Source organism: Alteromonas alvinellae (assembly GCF_902705805.1).
In genome coordinates this window covers 23,127-40,938 of sequence record NZ_CACSIH010000159.1, presented here as the reverse complement: position 1 = coordinate 40,938, position 17,812 = coordinate 23,127, and the positions used below count along the sequence as shown (strand labels likewise).

Below are 17,812 nucleotides of genomic sequence, written 5' to 3'. Positions count from 1 at the left end.
GATTTTTATTAAACGCTGTTTATTAGTCGCACATCTGCCAAGAATACAACTGTCCAATTGCTGCAGATAGACAACAATAATAACAAGTAAATTAACTTGACCATATGGTCAAGTAATTTTTTGCAAAGTCACTAGCGTCGGGCAATTGGTGTTAAACAAAAATGTAAAACTGTAATAAATTTGACATGAACCTCGATAACAATTTCTCGCGGTACTAGAATAGTAAGTGGTCTTGATAGGGACAACGCCCTGCGCAAGTCCATAAAAAAGTATTTTAAACAAAAAGGGAAACACACACATGAACTTCAAAGCAAAACTCAGCCGCGTTGCTATCGCTGTTGCTGTTTCTGCTGGCCTAGCTGGTACAGTTATGGCGCAGACAACAACGTCAGCAATTCGAGGCAACGTTGTTAGTGAAGCTGGTTCAAACCTTGCTGGTGCAACAGTTACCATCAAGCACGAACCATCAGGTACAGTATCTACTGCAACTACAAACGAAAGTGGTACCTTCTCAGCACGTGGTCTTCGTGTTGGTGGTCCATACACAGTAACGATTACAGGCGACGGTTTTGTTCCTACAAAAGTAGAGAACGTTTATCTTTCTCTTGACCAAGCGCTTGCACTACCAATCACTGTTGAATCTGCTCAAAGCACCGAAGTTATCGTTGTAACGGGTAGCAGTGCAGGTACTGGCTATACTAACGAAGGCTTGAGCACAAGCTTAGGTTTAGAAGCACTTAACCAAGTTGCTTCAATCGACCGTGACATCACTGATGCTGCTCAACTTGACCCGTTTGCGTCTGTTAACGTGCAAAGCGGTGGTGCGAAAGAACTAACAATTGCTGGTGCAAACAACCGTTTCAACTCTTTAACTGTTGATGGTGTAGCACTAAATGACCGTTTCGGACTTAACGCTAACGGTTACCCAACTCAGCGTTCACCAATTTCTTACGATGCAATTGAATCACTTTCAATCCAAACTGCTCCGTTTGACGTTGAGTACAACGGCTTTACTGGCGGTACAATCAATGCCGTAACTAAATCAGGTACTAACGAGTTCCACGGTTCAGTAGGTTACTACTACACTGACGACTCTATGATGGGCGACAAGAACGGTGATGAAGAGTTTAACTTCGACTTCGAAGAAAAAACGTTCGTTGCAACACTTGGCGGTCCAATCATCAAAGACAAGCTATTCTTCTTTGTTGCTTATGATAAATTTGATTCTGTTGCTCCACTAAATCGTGGTCCAGCGGGCTCTGGTGCAGTAAACGAAGTAGCTAACATCACTATGGATGATGTTGCACAAGTTGGCCAAATCGTATCTGACGTGTGGGGCTTCGATATCGGTAACTTCCAGAAAGACGATGTACAGGACGAAAAGATCCTTGCTAACATCGACTGGAACATCAATGCTGATCACCGTGCTAAGTTCACTTACATGAGTACTGAAGGTAACTCTATTAATGAACAAAACGGTAACAACTTCCTGACCAATGACGAAGTACTAGGTGCATCATCTGCATGGTACGACCGCTCAGAAAAAGTTGAAAGCTTCATTGCTCACGTATTCTCTGACTGGACGTCAAATTTCTCGACTCAGTTCAAGATTGCAAGTACGACACAAGAAACTGGCCAGAACTCACTTAACGGCGCGGAATTCCCTAACTTTGCTGTTTTCCTACGTGAAGTAGATGGCGATGAGAACTACCTAACAATTGGTCCAGACCGTTTCCGTCACGGTAACTCACTAGACCAAGATTTCTTCCAAGTTAAGTTAGTAGGTATTTACACTACTGGTGACCATATCCTTAAACTTGGTTACGAGCGTGAAGAAGTAGACGTAGACAACTTGTTTGCACAGAACTCTGAAGGTTCATACTTGTTCGACAGCATTGAAGACTTAGCAAATGCGCAAGCGTCTGCACTTCTTTATGATAACGCTGTTACTAACAACGAAAATGACCTTCGTGCAATCTGGGGTTATAACTACAACTCACTATACTTCCAAGATTCATGGGAAGCGTCAGCTGAGCTAACTATCGACGCTGGTATTCGTTATGATTGGTATGAGTCAGAAGGCTCTATCCGTGAAAACCAAAACTTTGTTGACCGTTACGGTTTTACAAATACTACAGACATCGACGGTCTTGACGTAATTCTTCCTCGTGTGTCTTTCCAGTGGTATGCGTCTGACTACACGACTGTTCGTGGTGGTATCGGTCGTTTCTCTGGTGGTGCACCAAGTGTTTGGATTTCAAACAGCTACTCAAATGACGGTGTAATTTCAGACAACTATGAAGACTTCGGTTCTGGTCAAACTTACCAAGTACCAACTACACCTGATGCGGCTACTGGCCAGTATATCCCTCAAAACGTACTTGATGCACTAGCGAATACAGCACCTGACGGTACTGTAAACGCACTAGCACCAGATTTTGAAATTCCTACTACATGGAAAGTAAGCTTGGGTGTTGCGCACGAGCCAGAAATCGAAGTACTTGAAGGTTGGTTGTTCTCTGCTGACGTTCTATATAACAAGCTTGAAAATGCGACTTATTGGTACGACCAGCGTTGTGAAAACCCTGTTGGTACAGCACCAGATGGTCGTGGCGTATACGACTGTAGCGAAGGTCCAGAAGCGATTGTTACAGGTTCTGTAGACGACGGCGACGCTATGCTATACGCATTGTCTGCGTCAAAAGCGTGGGAAACGTCTTACGGTTCGTTCGACTTCTTCACTAGCTATACATATGCTGATGTAGAAGATGTGGGCTACGGTACTTCATCTACTGCAACGTCAAACTACTCTGACTTCGCAGCTTATGACCGCCAAGCGCCACGCGCTGGTACGTCTAACTTCCAGACTGAGCACCTATGGAAAATGCGCTTTAACTGGAGCAAAGAGCTAATCGACGGTTACGAGACTAAAGTGTCTGTATTTGCTGAGCGTCGTTCAGGTCAACCTTACAGCTACACATTCGACGAAAACAACGCGTGTGTGCTAGATGTTGGTGGCGGTCGTTGTGCGCGTGAAAGCCGTAACGATGATGCGGGTCACTTGCTATACGTACCTAACGGTATCGACGATCCGTTGTTTGCTTCTACGTCATTCGGTGGCGACCTAGCTGCTCAGCAAGAGTTCATTGATTACATCAACAGCTCTGAGCTTGCACAGTACAAAGGCGGCATCGCTGAGCGTAATGGCGACAACTCTCGTTGGTCTACTATCATCGATGTACGTATTCAGCAGCAACTACCAGCTTTCTACCCAGAGCATAAGCTTACTGTGTTCTTCGATATCGAGAACTTTGGTAACTTACTAAATGACGACTGGGGTCGTATCGAGCGTACTCGTTACGAGTATGAGCGTGCAGTTGTTTCTGCAAACATCGTTGATGGTCAGTACGAGTACTTTGACCTGAACAGCGACAGCCGTATTAAGAACCTAGAAGTTCTTGACCAGTCTGTATGGCAAGTTCAGTTCGGTATTAAATACGACTTCTAATCCAATGGTGTGAACCAATTGTAGTGTTAGGTGCCACTTTCCTTAATCGGGGGTGGCACTTTTTTATGCCTAAAATTCAATAACTCCGCTTTTCCATTCATTAAGATTTTTCCAAAAACTGATCTAACGCCTCTCTTCATGCGAACCAACTTGCGCAAGATTTAAATAACCAAGCAAGGAGGAATAATGTCTAAACATGTATTAATGGTAATGACATCACACGAGCTAATGGGCGATACGGGCAAGAAAACCGGTATGTGGCTAGAGGAGTTTGCCGCACCTTACTATGCGTTTAAAGATGCAGGCTACACCTTAACGCTAACTTCGCCTATGGGGGGACAGGTGCCTATTGACCCCAACAGTTTGACGGATGACGCCATGACAGATGACGCTATCCGGTACACAAAAGATGAGGTAGCGCGTAGCGCCGTTGCCTCAACTATACCGCTTGAAGATGTACGCGCAGATGAGTTCGACGCCGTATTCTATCCAGGTGGTCACGGTCCTTTGTGGGATCTGTCAGATAACGCTCACTCAATCAAACTTATTGAAGACACAATTGCGGCAAACAAACCTGTTGGTGCCGTGTGTCATGCGCCAATTGTGCTTAAAGATGTGAAAACTCCAGATGGCAAGTACTTGGTGGACGGAAAAGCTGTGACAGGCTTCTCCAATAGCGAAGAAGCAGCAATGGAGCTTACCGATGTTGTTCCATACCTAGTTGAAGACGAGCTAGTGAAAAAGGGCGGTAAATATGAAAGTGCAGACGATTTCGCCGTAAAAGTGTGTACTGATGGTTTACTGGTGACAGGACAGAACCCACCGTCATCACGCCCAACTGCAGATGCGCTTATCAAATTACTGTCTTAAGGAAGCATTCGCTTAGGAGCTAGTTGGAAACCGCATCATGTATGCGGTTTCTTGTTTTCGGTTACCGAGTTCTTGACGAACTACCTAGACATTTTCGAATAAATCTTCAACGCGTTGCCTTAGCTCTTCAATTCTTGTTACATCCGCTGGCGCGATGAAAATAGTGTCGTCACCTGCAATGGTGCCCAAAACCCCGTCCTTTTTACTCAATGAGTCAAGCAAGCGCGCAATAAGCTGCGCAGCACCAGGGCTGGTTCTTATGATTACCATTACATTGTTGTGAACGATATCCAGTACCAGCTGTTTAAGAGGGCTTTTAGCCGTAGGCATACCTAGCTCTGGAGGCAAGCAATACACCATATCACCTCGGGCATTTCGCGTGCGTACCGCGCCGAATTTGCTTAGCATTCTAGAGATTTTAGATTGGCTGATGTTGTCGAAACCTTGTGCTTTTAAAGCATCAACAATCTCGCCTTGCGAACCATAACTTTCTGCTTTAAGAATTTCTTTAAAAGCTTTGATGAGTTGCTCTTGTTTTGCGTTTGCCATTAGCGCTCTTTTCTTTTTAAGGATTATCGTTAGGAATTATATTTAGTATGCGTATATTGTGCCGTACAGGTAGACTTTGCGCAATTTCTTTGCATAATCATTCATGATAATGAATATCGAGATAAAATCGCCATAAATAACGTTAATAAGACGATCCGGTGATTGAGTTTTCCCCCGCGTTGCATTAGTGTGACGTTCCGTTTAAATACGTGAAGTAATCCCATAGGAGAAATGGTATGAAAGTAGCCGTGTTAGGTGCTGCCGGTGGTATTGGTCAGGCGCTGTCTTTGTTGTTGAAAACACAATTGCCAGCAGGTTCAGATTTAGCGCTTTACGACGTAGCGCCAGTTGTTCCTGGTGTTGCCGTTGATTTGAGCCACATCCCCACTGCGGTAAAAGTAACCGGTCACGGTAAAGATGACCTAGCTGATGCACTAACTGGAGCAGACGTTGTTCTAATTCCAGCGGGTATGCCTCGTAAGCCAGGTATGGATCGTTCTGATCTGTTCAACATCAACGCCGGCATTGTTAAAAACCTAATCGAAGGTGTAGCTGATAACTGCCCGAACGCGTGTGTTGGTATCATCACTAACCCAGTTAACACTACTGTTGCTATTGCAGCTGAAACGCTAAAAGCAAAAGGCGTTTACGACAAGAACAAGCTTTTCGGTGTAACGACACTAGACGTTATCCGTGCTGAAACCTTTGTTGCTGAACTTAAAGGTGTAGACGTATCTTCTGTGCACGTACCGGTAATCGGCGGTCACTCTGGTACAACTATCCTTCCTCTACTTTCACAAGTTGAAGGCGTAGAGTTCACAGACGAAGAAGTTGCTAGCCTAACTACTCGTATCCAAAACGCGGGTACTGAAGTGGTTGAAGCTAAAGCGGGCGGCGGTTCTGCAACCCTATCAATGGGTCAAGCAGCGGCACGCTTCTGTCTATCTCTAGTTGCAGCAATGCAAGGTGAGAACGTGGTTGAGTACACTTATGTACAAACTGACGACAGCGACGACGCAGCATTCTTTGCACACCCAGTTCGCCTAGGCGCAAACGGTGTTGAAGAAATCTTGCCATACGGCGAGCTAAGCGCATTTGAAGAAAAAGCGAAAAACGACATGCTTGAAGGCCTACGTGGCGACATCAAGCTAGGCGTTGACTTCGTAAACGGCTAATAGTGCTAAAAGCGGATGCATTAGCATCCGCTTGAAAAGGCTGGATACGTAAGGCCTAGACAGACACGCCGAGATTCCATCCATGGAGGCTTGGCTGCATGCTGCAGACAGTCTGTTACGACCTTACGTATCCAGCCTTTTTTGTTGCGTCTTTGTAGGCTTTGTCGCGGCATCCTAGGCACAGAAGCGCCTATTTATTAAAGTACTGCCAATTAAGCATTTTACCCATAGCTAGCAATAAGTTTATTTCCTAATTGACTTACTGTGTCTGTAATGGCTCTATTCTAAACAACTTTATTGGGCCCATCGCGACTGGGTAGCCTTTGTGTAATGCGTATGTATAGCCGGAAATCATGTTGTCCGTAAGAACGAATAGGATAATCTTTGAAGCGAAAGTTGTGTGGGAAGCTTCAATTTCGATGACTCGAGCATCTATGCTTACATCGTCAGCAGTAAATGGTGATTGGACTTCCCTAAATGCGTCTTCCCCTTTTCTATAAACGCGCAGTGAGCCTTGTTCGCTTTCGTACAATTCGAGTAAAGCTAATTCGGGTCTATCTAAATACTGCATAACACCAATCCAAGTGCCAAAAGGATGATTAGCGATATGCTGCTTTGCATTAGATAGTATCTGCTTGCGGTTTTCTAAAAACTTTCTCGGCGTTGACTTTGCTTCCTGTTTAACGATTTGATAAGTCTGAGAAATATAACTTTCTTTGTCCTTATAGCTCGACTCTAATACGTTAAAAGCGTTATCTAAGTGAGGCGAAAGAGTAAGCGTGCGTGTAACATCACCTTCGATCGTTGTTTTAATTGTGCACCGGTTTTCTATGCAAGTGATGTCGTCATTGGTAAACGGTGTGCGACGCATTTTTTTGAAGCCTCCTGGGATGGCGATTTCAAAAAAGCTGTGTTCGCCACTTTCTTGTATTTGAAGCAACCTAAATGTCGTTTCATCTTGACTTATGCCTTCCCACAAACCCGGGGGTAATTCCATTGTGCTTGCGAAAGAGAGCTTATTAAACGAAAGCAAAAGCAAAGTAGAAAAGGTTAGTAGTAAAAATGTTCGCACTTTTTATTCCCTTAAAATGTATGGGGTACAAATTTTGTTACTAACTATATGCGTATTTTGTTGAGTCACAAATACATTCGTTATTTACTAGTGACTTGAAGCTCTTTTTGTTCGAATTAAACAAGGATGTGTTATGACTTTTTTTAAATGCGCTAGTTTACTTTCCATCACATTTTTTAGTTTATGCATTAACGCCAATACGGTTGCGGCAACAAGCAATACGGCGTCATTGGCAGACACTGCGTTTGCTCAGTTGCCTGAAGCATTAACGCTCAAAGGCGATGCACTTCCCTTTACCGATTACAAGGCATGGTTAGCACATGTGCAAAGTAATAATCAAAAAGTTGCGTTTGTGGATCGATGGCAAAAAGCGGTCAATCCTAAAAAGTTCAATGCACTCATGAAGGATACAAGTGCCCAGTGGATTGAATACGAGTCGGATGGATTGAAAATTTCAGGTGTTATGGTGTCGCCAAAGCATGTTGGTGACAAAAAACTCCCCGTGATTATTTATAATCGTGGTGGTAACCATAAACATAATGTAACGCGCATAGCCGTGGTTGAGCGTCTAATGCCGCTTGCGCAGCAGGGTTATATTGTCTTAGCGAGTAACTACCGCGGTGCTAAATTTAGCCAAGGTAAAGATGAATTTGGCGGCGATGATGTAAACGACGTTTTGCGACTGATTGAAATAGCCAAGCAGTTACCTAATGTCGACTCTAACAAGATTGCCTTATATGGCGTGAGTCGTGGCGGCATGATGACATGGCAGGCGCTTCGAAAGAACATAAGTGACATTGCCAGCGCAGTGATTGTAGCAGGCCCGTCTGATTTGCATACAACTGTGGCGCGCCGTCCAGACATGCAGGCGCTGCTTAATAAACTTGTTCCGAATATGGAGCAAAACCAAACAAAAGCCCTTGATGAACGCTCAGCGGTAAAATGGATTGATGAGCTAAATCCGAATGTACCTATTTTGCTAGTGCACGGAAGTGCAGATATTCGCGTTGATGTTTCCCATTCGCTTAATGCGGCACAGCATCTAAAAGACAATAACCACTCGCATAAGCTGGTTGTTTACGAAAACGGCGATCATAGTTTAACTTTCTATCGCGATGAAGTTGAAAGCGAAATCAATAGTTGGTTAGCGGTGCACTTTCAGTAACGCAATAAAAAAGCCCGCAACGAAATACGAAGCGGGCCTCTTTAATTTAAAGGGTTAGCGTACTTAACCTGTGTTACGCATACCAATGGCAATACCAGCAATAGTTACCATCATGGCGCGTTCTAGGCTGGTGTTCTGTGCATCGTCACCGGCTTTACGGATACGATCTAGAAGCTCAATTTGCAGGTAATGAAGTGGCTGAAGGTATCCTGCACGGATCTCCATCGACTCTTTACCCTGCGGGTCGTTCTTCATAATGTCGTCATCGCCTGTGATAGCCAAGAGTGACGAGATGCTTTCTTTAAGCTCGCTACGTAATGCTTCACCAAAGTGTTTAAGCTCTTTTGGTACCAAGCGCTCGTCATAAGCTTCGCTAATACGTGGGTCAGCTTTATGGAACACCATGTCTAGCATAGAAAGACGTGAACGGTAGAATGGCCATTCGCTGAACATCTCGTTAACGACTTTCTCATTCTCAGGGGTCTTCACGCTATCAATAGCACGCATAACGCCTAGCCAGCTTGGCAGTACCAAACGGGTTTGTGCCCAAGCAAATATCCATGGAATCGCACGTAGGCTCTCAATACCGCCTTGAGGCTTACGCTTCGCAGGTCGGCTACCTAGTGGGAGTTTGCCTAATTCTTGCTCTGGCGTTGCTACACGGAAGTAAGGTACGAATTCTTTATCGTGACGCACGGTTGCACGGTAGTTGTCGCGACCTTGGGCTGCCATTGCAGTTATAAGCTCTCGCCACTCTTCTTTTGGTGCCGGAGGCGGGAATAACATGGCTTCAATTATAGCGCTAGCGTAAATACCCAAGCTGCGTTTAGCCAGCTTAGGCATACCGAATTTATAGCGAATAGTTTCGCCTTGTTCTGTTACGCGGAAACCGCCTTCTAGTGAGCCAGGAGGTTGTGAGTAAATAGCCGCGTGTGCTGGCAATCCACCGCGGCCAATTGTACCGCCACGTCCGTGGAATAGGGTCAGGCTTACGTCAAACTCATCAGCAATGGCAACCAATGCTTCTTGCGACTGATACTGTGCCCAGCCAGCAGCCAATGCACCAGCGTCTTTCGCTGAATCAGAGTAACCGATCATAACGAATTGACGGCCCTTCACGTAACCGCGATACCAGTCGATAGACAACAATTTACGCATTACGTCAGGTGAGTTGTTCAAATCGTCTAGCGTTTCGAACAATGGTGCCACTGGCATAGGCCAATCTACACCACTTTCTTGAAGTAGAAGCTGTACGGCCATGACATCTGACGGCTCACTGGCCATAGAGATGATATAAATACCAAAGCCGTGCTTGCTGTGCTTCGCAATTACTTTACAGGTATCAAGCACTTCTTTCACGTCGTCAGACGCGTCCCATTGCGCAGGGAAAAGCGGGCGTTTTGAGCCAAGCTCGCGTAATAAGAAAGCTTGCTTGTCGGCTTCGCTCCACTGAGCATAATCACCAAGACCAAGATAGCGAGTGAGTTCGCTAAAGACGTCTGCGTGACGCTCAGAGTCCTGACGTACATCAAGGCGCAGAAGGTGAATACCGAATACTCGAGCACGGCGAATAGTGTCTAGTAACAGTCCGTTTGCCACGACCTGCATACCGCAGTCTAACAATGACTGGTAGCAAAGCATTAACGGCTCGATTAGCTCATCGTCGCTTTCTATCCAGTTTGAAGTATCTGGGTTCTTACCTGCTAAGTAGTCGCTAATGCCATCGCGGGTTGCGATGAACTTGTCAACGAGTGGACGAAGAAGGGCGCGGTATGGCTCGTTGGCGTCGCCGACTTTTTCGCGTAACGCGTCGTTGCAGTCGTACATTGAAAGCTCAACTTGTAAGCGATCAAGATCAATAGCGAAAAGTTTGGCTGCACGCTTTCTGGCAAGTAAGAGTACTTGCTCAGTCACTTTTGACGTTACAAATGGGTTACCGTCTCTGTCGCCGCCCATCCAAGAACTAAATTGAACAGGAGAAGCATCTAGCGGCAGTGAAACCTCATAATCTTCATTTAAACGGCCGTCAAGCTCGCGCATGAAATCAGGTACCGCTTCCCACAATGAGTTTTCAATAACCGAGAAGCCCCAGCGCGCCTCATCAACAGGTGTAGGGCGTACAGAACGAATTTCTTCAGTGTGCCAAGCCTGTGCAATAAGGTCGGCAATGCGGGTTTCAATTTTTTTACGCTCAACGTCATTAAGCGATTCTTGGTGAATGGCCTGAAGGCAGTTCGCCAATTCTTTATGTTTGTGGATAAGTGTACGGCGCGTAACTTCAGTAGGATGCGCGGTCAGTACAAGATCGATGTTTAGCTTAGCAACCGCATCTTGAACTTTCTCTGCGGTTAACTCAGCTTTATCTAGGTGTTTGAACAGTGCATCTATCGATGCATCAACATTCATTGCTGCGTTGTATTCTTGCTCGGCAATATTACCTAAGTTCAAGAATTGTGCGAAGGCACGGCCAACAGTAAGCAAATCGCTGTCAGACATTGTTTTGAAAGTTTCTTTCAGTTCTTCGCTACAAGTAGCGTCTCCCTGATAAGAAGCTCGGCCGCCTTTTCGAATCTTTTCAATACGGTCTAGCCACTCCTGACCTAATTGATTTTTGATTGTTTCACCAAGGGTTTTACCAAGGTATCGAACGGTATCTTTCAGTTCAGCATCGTAGTGTGTTTGCATGCTTTCCTCCTAAATATATGGGCCTAACCATACTGTGTCCTTTGCGACTTGTCTAACCACTTTCGGTTATAATTTACAACATTTTGATACTTTTGCACCCTAGTTAACATTGCTCAAAGCAAGATATTTTGTGGTGTGATACACTCTTGCACCGGAAAATGCAGAAACATTCTCGCGTTATGCGTTTTGTTTGAAATTTGTACTGCATTTGTAATTTAATTTCAGGAGTTCTTGTGACTGATACATTCAATACAGTAGAAACCCAAGCAAGTTACGGCATTGGTTTTCAAATGGGTCAACAATTACAATCAAATCCGTTTGACGGACTAGCGATTGACGCTGTTGTAGCTGGCCTAAAAGACGCCTTCGCAGGTCAAGCGCCTCAGGTTGATAACGACACACTACGTGATGCGTTCGGCGAAATTCACAAGCGTATGCAAGCGGCTAAAGAAGAAGCTAGCAAAGCGGTTATTGAAGAAGGCACAAAGTACCTTGAAGAAAATGCGAAGCGTGACGAAGTAACCGTTACTGAATCTGGTCTTCAGTACGAAGTTATCGCTGAAGGTGACGGTGAAACGCCAGTTGCGGCTAGCACTGTACGTGTTCACTACCACGGTACACTTATCAACGGTACCACTTTTGACAGCTCTTACGAGCGCGGACAGCCAGCTGAATTCCCAGTAGGCGGCGTTATTAAAGGTTGGACTGAAGCACTTCAACTTATGAAAGTAGGTGCTAAGTACCGTTTATACGTGCCACATGATCTTGCTTACGGTGAGCAAGGTGCGGGCGCAGCTATTGCACCATACAGCACGCTTATCTTTGACGTAGAGCTTCTAGACGTTCTAGGTTAATGTGTTGTTCACAGGTGTGCAGTTCTGTACACCTGTGTTCCATCTTTTCTTATTCATAGTTCATAACGTTTTAAAAACTAGCCCGCACTTCGTTAAATTTAGCGATATGGCCTAATGTTTCTTTTTCCTATCTCTTTTCTTCTCTGTCTTTTCTCGTAAATACAAAGCAAACCTAAATTTGGCACGTTGTTTCATTGGTGTCGCCTTGCGTTTGCGATATGCTAGGTTTCATCTGCTCCGAGTTGTTATCAGTGGCTTCGGCATTACAATAGCCCCACGCTCAAATAAGGAAAATTATTATGGTTATCAAGCCTAAAGTGAGAGGCTTCATTTGTACAAACGCGCACCCTGTTGGCTGTGCAACGGCGGTTGACGAACAAATTGCTTATGTAGAAGCAAAAGGCGACTTAGGCGAAGGCCCTAAAAATGTATTGGTTATTGGTAGCTCTACGGGATACGGCCTAGCATCACGCATTACTTCTGCGTTCGGCTATGGCGCTAAAACGCTGGGTGTGTGTTTTGAAAAAGCACCAACGGAACGTAAAACGGGTACTGCCGGTTGGTACAACACCGCTGCATTCCACGAAAAAGCCAAAGCAAAAGGCTTGTATGCAGAAACTATTAATGGCGATGCGTTTTCCGATGAAATCAAAAATGAAACCATCGAAAAAATCAAAGCTGAAATGGGCAAGGTTGATTTGGTCATTTATAGCCTTGCATCCCCGCGTAGAATCGACCCAGAAACAGGCGTAACGTATAAATCTACGCTTAAGCCTGTAGGGCAGGCGTACACTACGAAAACCTACGATACTGATAAAGACAAAGTGCATGAAGTATCGCTAGAGCCAGCCAACGACGAAGAAATCCTTAACACCATCAAAGTGATGGGCGGTGAAGATTGGGAACGTTGGATGGACTTTTTACGTGAAGCCGATGTGCTTGCTGAAGGCTGTAAAACCACCGCATATACCTATATCGGTAAAGAACTAACATGGCCTATTTATGGTCAGGCGACGATTGGTAAAGCGAAAGAAGACCTAGATCGCGCTGCCGCAGCCATTATTGGTAAAAACAGTGATTTGCTTGTGCAAGCCAATGTGAGCTCGTTGAAAGCACTAGTAACGCAGGCAAGCTCAGCCATTCCTGTAATGCCTCTGTATATTTCACTTATTTACAAAGTGATGAAAGAGGAAGGCACCCACGAAGGGTGCATTGAGCAGATTCACGGCTTGTTCACACAGTGCCTGTTCGGCAATACACCAACGTTAGATGAAGCAAATCGCTATCGCATGGATGGAAAAGAGACTAACGATGCAACACAGGCAAAAATTAAGGCGCTTTGGGATCAAGTGACACAAGAGAACTTTCATGACTTAAGTGACTACAAAGGTTACAACCATGAGTTCTTAAAACTGTTCGGTTTCGACATTTCAAGCGTTGATTACGACAGTGAAGTTGACCCAATGGTTAATTGGTAAAACCTAAACTTACCATTAATTAACCTAATGCTTATATGCGCAAAAGCCGTCTGATTTGACGGCTTTTTTGTACCTGATTACAAGTTGATACGGCGTATGGATTCGCAAAATGTAAATGAATAAGACCAAAGGTTTACATTAAATTGTAGAAAAATTTGCCTTTATCTTGAAATAGCGTGGCACAAACGTATGGGTTAATGCTAAAATCCCGAAATTAAGTAGGGGTCTTTTCTGCCTCTACCAAAACGGCAGTGGCGATTGCAGCAACACAACAATAATAATAAGTGTGAATTTCTGCTGGTGGTCTATAAAGAAAGGGCGAGTAAGCGTCCGCAAAAAGGAATTATGCGTTACGGCTTCATAACAGGCTGACCGTAGCAATTGCAGCAAGTTCCATCAATCAACAACGAAAAGGTGTTCTACACCTGTTAATAGTGCGCTTTTGCATGCTGACAGGCAGGTTTTCTGCGGTCATGCAAAAGGGTATTTCTATTAGAGTAGTGCGATTACATATGATAAAAATCAAGAAAGGTCTCGACCTCCCAATTGAGGGAGCGCCAAAGCAGGAGATTGCTGATGCATCTGCTGCAACGCGCGTTGCCATTCTGGGAGAAGAATATGTGGGTATGCGCCCTACCATGCACGTCCAAGTTGGCGATGTAGTGAAGAAAGGTCAGGTTCTTTTTGAAGATAAAAAGAATCCTGGCGTTAAATTCACTGCCCCAGCAGCGGGTGAAGTGGTAGAGGTTAACCGTGGTGCAAAACGTGTTCTTCAGTCTGTAGTTATCAAAGTGAACGGCAGCGATGCTGTGACATTTGATAAAATTGCAGCTGACCAGATCGCGAGCGCAACACGCGAGCAACTTCAGTCAATCCTTGTAGAGTCAGGCATGTGGACAGCGTTCCGTACACGTCCATTTAGCAAATCTCCTAAGCTAGACTCTGTTCCAAGTTCAATTTTCGTTACAGCAATGGATACCAATCCACTAGCAGCAGATCCTGCTGTGATTATTGCTGAGCGCCAAGACGATTTCGTAAATGGTCTTAAAGCGTTAACGCAATTGAGCGGCGGCAAGACTTACGTTTGTAAAGCGGCAGGTGCTTCTGTTGCTACTGGCGATGCGGCAGTTGATGTTGAAGAATTTGGCGGTCCTCACCCTGCGGGCCTACCGGGTACTCACATCCACTTCCTTGATTCTGCTGGCATGAACAAAACGGTTTGGCACATCAACTACCAAGACGTAATGGCAATTGGTGCATTGTTGACCTCTGGTGAGCTAGATAACCGTCGTGTTATTTCACTTGCAGGTCCTGCAGCAACTAACCCACGCCTAGTGCGCACCGTAATGGGCGCAGACTTGACCGAGCTTACTGCTAGCGAGCAAGTAGACGGTGAAGTACGTGTTATCTCTGGTTCTGTACTTAGCGGTACGACAGCGATGGGCGTTCACGGCTTCCTTGGTCGTTTCCACACCCAAGTTTCACTACTAAAAGAAGGTCGCGAGAAGAAATTGTTCGGTTGGATCCTACCTGGTTCAAACCAACACTCAGTGACTCGTGCTTACTTAGGTCACCTAAGTGGCAGCAAGAAATTTGATATGACAACAACTACCAATGGTTCTGAACGTTCTATGGTTCCAATTGGTAATTACGAACGCGTTATGCCCCTAGATATCATTCCTACGCTTCTGCTTAGGGACCTGATTTCTGGTGATACTGACGGTGCTCAGACGTTGGGTTGCTTAGAGTTGGACGAAGAAGATTTGGCATTGTGTACTTATGTATGCCCTGGCAAATATAACTACGCTCCTATCTTACGCGACTGTTTGACCACGATAGAGAAAGAGGGTTAAGTCATGGGTTTAAAAGCGTATTTAGAAAAAATCGAACCAAACTTCGAACCAGGTGGTAAGCATGAAAAGTGGTATGCGCTTTACGAAGCTGCGGCGACCATTTTCTACACCCCAGGTAAAGTAAACAAAGCTAACACGCACGTGCGTGACAGCATTGACCTTAAGCGCATCATGATCATGGTATGGATGGCAACATTCCCAGCTATGTTCTTTGGTATGTATAACATTGGTTTCCAAGCGCAAGAAGCTATTGCTGCTGGCGCAGGAACACTACCTGATACGTGGCAAGCAGGCCTATTCGCTGCCCTTGGCGGTGACTTGGCAAATGCGGGTACACTAGGTCTATTCTTCTATGGCGCATGTTTCTGGCTGCCAATCTACGCGGTTACGTTCGCGGTAGGTGGTTTCTGGGAAGTATTGTTCGCGTCTGTGCGCAAGCACGAAGTTAACGAAGGTTTCTTCGTTACATCGGTACTGTTTGCACTAACACTTCCAGCTACTATTCCTCTATGGCAAGTTGCACTAGGTATTACCTTCGGTGTTGTAATTGCTAAAGAAGTATTCGGTGGTACAGGTCGTAACTTCCTTAACCCAGCATTGTCTGGTCGTGCATTCCTTTACTTTGCGTATCCTGCACAAATTTCAGGTGACCAAGTATGGGTAGCGGCAGATGGCTATTCTGGTGCAACGTCTCTAAGCCAAGCGGCTTCTGGCAACCTTGATTACGCGAACATGGATCAGTGGATGAACAGCTTCATCGGTACTATTTCAGGTTCAGCGGGTGAGGTGTCCACCCTTGCTATTATTCTTGGTGGCTTGTTCATCATGTACATGCGTATAGCAAGCTGGCGCATTGTTGCTGGTGTAGCAGTTGGTGTGGCGTTCTTCGCAACTTTGCTAAACCTAATCGGCAGCGATACTAACCCTATGTTTGCAATGCCTGCTCATTGGCACTTTGTTGTTGGTGGTCTTGCTTTTGGTATGTTCTTTATGGCGACAGACCCAGTTTCTGCGTCGTTCACAAACCAAGGTAAGTGGGCTTACGGTATCTTCATTGGTTTCATGACGGTACTAATCCGCGTCCTAAACCCAGCCTTCCCTGAAGGTGTAATGCTAGCAATTCTATTTGCTAACTTGTGGGCGCCACTGTTCGACTATTTCGTCGCACAAAGCAATATCAAGCGGAGGGTAGCACGTGTCGGCTAAGAAAGAATCTTTAGGCAAAACGGTAGGTATTGTTGTTGCCGTATGTTTAGTTTGTTCAATTGTTGTTTCTGGCGCGGCTGTTGGCCTTCGCTCTCTACAACAAACAAACGCAGCTCTAGATAAAAAGAGCAACATTCTTAATGCTGCAGGCCTTTATGAAATGGGCATGAGCAATAGCGCAATTGAAAGCACGTACAGCGAGCGAGTAGAGCAGCGTTATGTAAATCTTGACGAAGGTACTTTCGTAGAAGCGCCTAAGCCAGATTACGATATGTATAAAGCAGCCAAAGAAACTGAGTACAGCACTAAGGTAACTAACAGCAATGTTGGTTTTCAACGCCGCCCTAACGTGGCAAGTGTTTACTTAGTTCGCGACGACGCAGGTGATGTATCTCGTATCATCCTTCCTGTGCACGGCAGCGGCCTTTGGGATCTTATGTACGGTTTCTTAGCGGTAGACGCAGACGGCCAAACGGTTCGCGAGCTTATTTACTATCAGCAAAAAGAAACGCCAGGACTAGGTGGTGAAGTGCAAAACCCTGCTTGGCAGGACAAATGGGACGGCAAAGAGCTTTACGAAAATGGCGAAGTTGCTATTCGCGTAGTGAAAAATGCTAACCCTAGCAATCCTCACACTATCGATGCGCTTTCAGGTGCAACCCTAACCAGCAACGGTGTTGAAAACACTATTCGTTACTGGGTAGGCGAGCAGGGCTTCGGCCAGTTCCTGAAGAACCAAGCATGGCGTTCATAAGGGAAGTCTCATGGCAGATACTAAAGAAATGAAAAAGGCCCTCTTTGGGCCAATCCTGGACAACAACCCGATCGCCCTACAGGTATTGGGTATCTGTTCAGCACTGGCAATTACTACTAAGCTGGAAACAGCATTGGTAATGTCGCTTGCGCTTACAAGCGTTGTAGCGTTCTCAAACTTGTTTATTTCACTAATTCGTAACCAGATCCCATCTAGCGTTCGAATTATTATCCAGATGACCATCATTGCATCGTTGGTAATCGTTGTTGACCAAATTCTGAAAGCGTATTCGTATGAAATATCGAAGCAGCTGTCGGTATTCGTTGGTCTGATTATTACTAACTGTATCGTAATGGGTCGTGCTGAAGCTTACGCCATGAAGAGCCCACCTCTGATGAGCTTCCTTGATGGTATTGGTAACGGCTTGGGTTACTCTTTCATTCTAATTGTTATTGGTACAATTAAAGAGCTATTTGGTTTCGGTACTATTTTAGGTTTCGAAATCCTTCCACTGGTTCAAAACGGTGGCTGGTATCAGGGTAACGGTTTGTTAATCCTACCATTCAGCTCATTCTTCTTAATCGGCGGTATGATTTGGTTTATCCGTACTATCCGTCCAGAGCAAGTAGAGCCTAAGGAGTAA

Annotated in this window: 13 protein-coding genes; 10 read left to right on the top strand and 3 right to left on the bottom strand. The window is 45.2% G+C overall.

The annotated features are described in order from the left end of the window. Positions 1-298: 298 nt before the first annotated feature. Both ACX5KA_RS11960 and ACX5KA_RS11955 read left to right on the top strand, forming a co-directional pair. The gene (locus ACX5KA_RS11960) at positions 299-3,508 is read left to right on the top strand and encodes a TonB-dependent receptor (protein ID WP_159627735.1); all 3,210 of its coding nucleotides are present in this window, start codon (positions 299-301) and stop codon (positions 3,506-3,508) included. Positions 3,509-3,694: 186 nt separating this feature from the next. Then, the gene (locus tag ACX5KA_RS11955; RefSeq protein ID WP_278344137.1) at positions 3,695-4,378 is read left to right on the top strand and encodes a type 1 glutamine amidotransferase domain-containing protein; all 684 of its coding nucleotides are present in this window, start codon (positions 3,695-3,697) and stop codon (positions 4,376-4,378) included. Positions 4,379-4,462: 84 nt separating this feature from the next. On the opposite strand, the gene argR is transcribed toward ACX5KA_RS11955, so the two are convergent. Next, positions 4,463-4,927 carry a transcriptional regulator ArgR gene (gene argR, locus ACX5KA_RS11950; protein ID WP_025253953.1) on the bottom strand — a complete coding sequence of 155 codons (465 nt, stop codon included), beginning with the start codon at positions 4,925-4,927 and terminating at the stop codon, positions 4,463-4,465. A gap of 236 nt (positions 4,928-5,163) precedes the next feature. On the opposite strand from argR, the gene mdh reads away from it, so the two are divergent. Next, a complete protein-coding gene (gene mdh, locus ACX5KA_RS11945) occupies positions 5,164-6,102 on the top strand; it encodes a malate dehydrogenase (protein ID WP_014950802.1) in 939 nt (312 codons plus the stop codon). Positions 6,103-6,361: 259 nt separating this feature from the next. Here the strand turns inward: mdh and ACX5KA_RS11940 are convergent, their stop codons facing one another. After that, a complete protein-coding gene (locus ACX5KA_RS11940; RefSeq protein ID WP_458731241.1) occupies positions 6,362-7,174 on the bottom strand; it encodes a hypothetical protein in 813 nt (270 codons plus the stop codon). Positions 7,175-7,307: 133 nt separating this feature from the next. Between ACX5KA_RS11940 and ACX5KA_RS11935 the strand changes: the two genes are divergently transcribed. Next, positions 7,308-8,339 carry an alpha/beta hydrolase family protein gene (locus tag ACX5KA_RS11935; RefSeq protein WP_239302100.1) on the top strand — a complete coding sequence of 344 codons (1,032 nt, stop codon included), beginning with the start codon at positions 7,308-7,310 and terminating at the stop codon, positions 8,337-8,339. A 63-nt stretch (positions 8,340-8,402) separates the two neighbouring features. Here ACX5KA_RS11935 and ppc read toward each other — a convergent pair whose 3' ends face one another. Then, a complete protein-coding gene (ppc, locus tag ACX5KA_RS11930; protein ID WP_039216389.1) occupies positions 8,403-11,024 on the bottom strand; it encodes a phosphoenolpyruvate carboxylase in 2,622 nt (873 codons plus the stop codon). Positions 11,025-11,257: 233 nt separating this feature from the next. Here ppc and ACX5KA_RS11925 point away from each other — a divergent pair, with 233 nt between their 5' ends. From ACX5KA_RS11925 to ACX5KA_RS11900, 6 genes are all read left to right on the top strand, one after another. Next, complete coding sequence (locus tag ACX5KA_RS11925) at positions 11,258-11,878, top strand: FKBP-type peptidyl-prolyl cis-trans isomerase (RefSeq protein WP_014950800.1); 621 nt, start codon at positions 11,258-11,260, stop codon at positions 11,876-11,878. 299 nt (positions 11,879-12,177) lie between these two features. Then, a complete protein-coding gene (gene fabV / locus ACX5KA_RS11920; RefSeq protein WP_458731240.1) occupies positions 12,178-13,356 on the top strand; it encodes an enoyl-ACP reductase FabV in 1,179 nt (392 codons plus the stop codon). Between the two features lie 512 nt (positions 13,357-13,868). After that, the gene (locus ACX5KA_RS11915; protein ID WP_061095910.1) at positions 13,869-15,209 is read left to right on the top strand and encodes a Na(+)-translocating NADH-quinone reductase subunit A; all 1,341 of its coding nucleotides are present in this window, start codon (positions 13,869-13,871) and stop codon (positions 15,207-15,209) included. 3 nt (positions 15,210-15,212) lie between these two features. Next, positions 15,213-16,415, top strand: a complete 1,203-nt coding sequence (locus ACX5KA_RS11910; protein ID WP_039216387.1) for an NADH:ubiquinone reductase (Na(+)-transporting) subunit B — start codon at positions 15,213-15,215, stop codon at positions 16,413-16,415. Then, positions 16,405-17,169 carry a Na(+)-translocating NADH-quinone reductase subunit C gene (locus ACX5KA_RS11905; protein ID WP_014977464.1) on the top strand — a complete coding sequence of 255 codons (765 nt, stop codon included), beginning with the start codon at positions 16,405-16,407 and terminating at the stop codon, positions 17,167-17,169. Before ACX5KA_RS11910 ends, ACX5KA_RS11905 begins: the two co-directional genes overlap by 11 nt. Before the next feature lie 10 nt (positions 17,170-17,179). Beyond that, the gene (locus ACX5KA_RS11900) at positions 17,180-17,812 is read left to right on the top strand and encodes an NADH:ubiquinone reductase (Na(+)-transporting) subunit D (RefSeq protein WP_014950795.1); all 633 of its coding nucleotides are present in this window, start codon (positions 17,180-17,182) and stop codon (positions 17,810-17,812) included.

What these genes read in the sequence shown, in the direction of transcription:
- ACX5KA_RS11915 (WP_061095910.1), top strand. Translation starts at nt 13,869, where the DNA reads ATGATAAAAATCAAGAAAGGTCTCGACCTCCCAATTGAGGGAGCGCCA.
- ppc (WP_039216389.1), bottom strand. Translation starts at nt 11,024, where the DNA reads ATGCAAACACACTACGATGCTGAACTGAAAGATACCGTTCGATACCTT.
- ACX5KA_RS11935 (WP_239302100.1), top strand. Translation starts at nt 7,308, where the DNA reads ATGACTTTTTTTAAATGCGCTAGTTTACTTTCCATCACATTTTTTAGT.
- argR (WP_025253953.1), bottom strand. Translation starts at nt 4,927, where the DNA reads ATGGCAAACGCAAAACAAGAGCAACTCATCAAAGCTTTTAAAGAAATT.
- ACX5KA_RS11960 (WP_159627735.1), top strand. Translation starts at nt 299, where the DNA reads ATGAACTTCAAAGCAAAACTCAGCCGCGTTGCTATCGCTGTTGCTGTT.
- mdh (WP_014950802.1), top strand. Translation starts at nt 5,164, where the DNA reads ATGAAAGTAGCCGTGTTAGGTGCTGCCGGTGGTATTGGTCAGGCGCTG.
- ACX5KA_RS11910 (WP_039216387.1), top strand. Translation starts at nt 15,213, where the DNA reads ATGGGTTTAAAAGCGTATTTAGAAAAAATCGAACCAAACTTCGAACCA.
- fabV (WP_458731240.1), top strand. Translation starts at nt 12,178, where the DNA reads ATGGTTATCAAGCCTAAAGTGAGAGGCTTCATTTGTACAAACGCGCAC.
- ACX5KA_RS11900 (WP_014950795.1), top strand. Translation starts at nt 17,180, where the DNA reads ATGGCAGATACTAAAGAAATGAAAAAGGCCCTCTTTGGGCCAATCCTG.
- ACX5KA_RS11955 (WP_278344137.1), top strand. Translation starts at nt 3,695, where the DNA reads ATGTCTAAACATGTATTAATGGTAATGACATCACACGAGCTAATGGGC.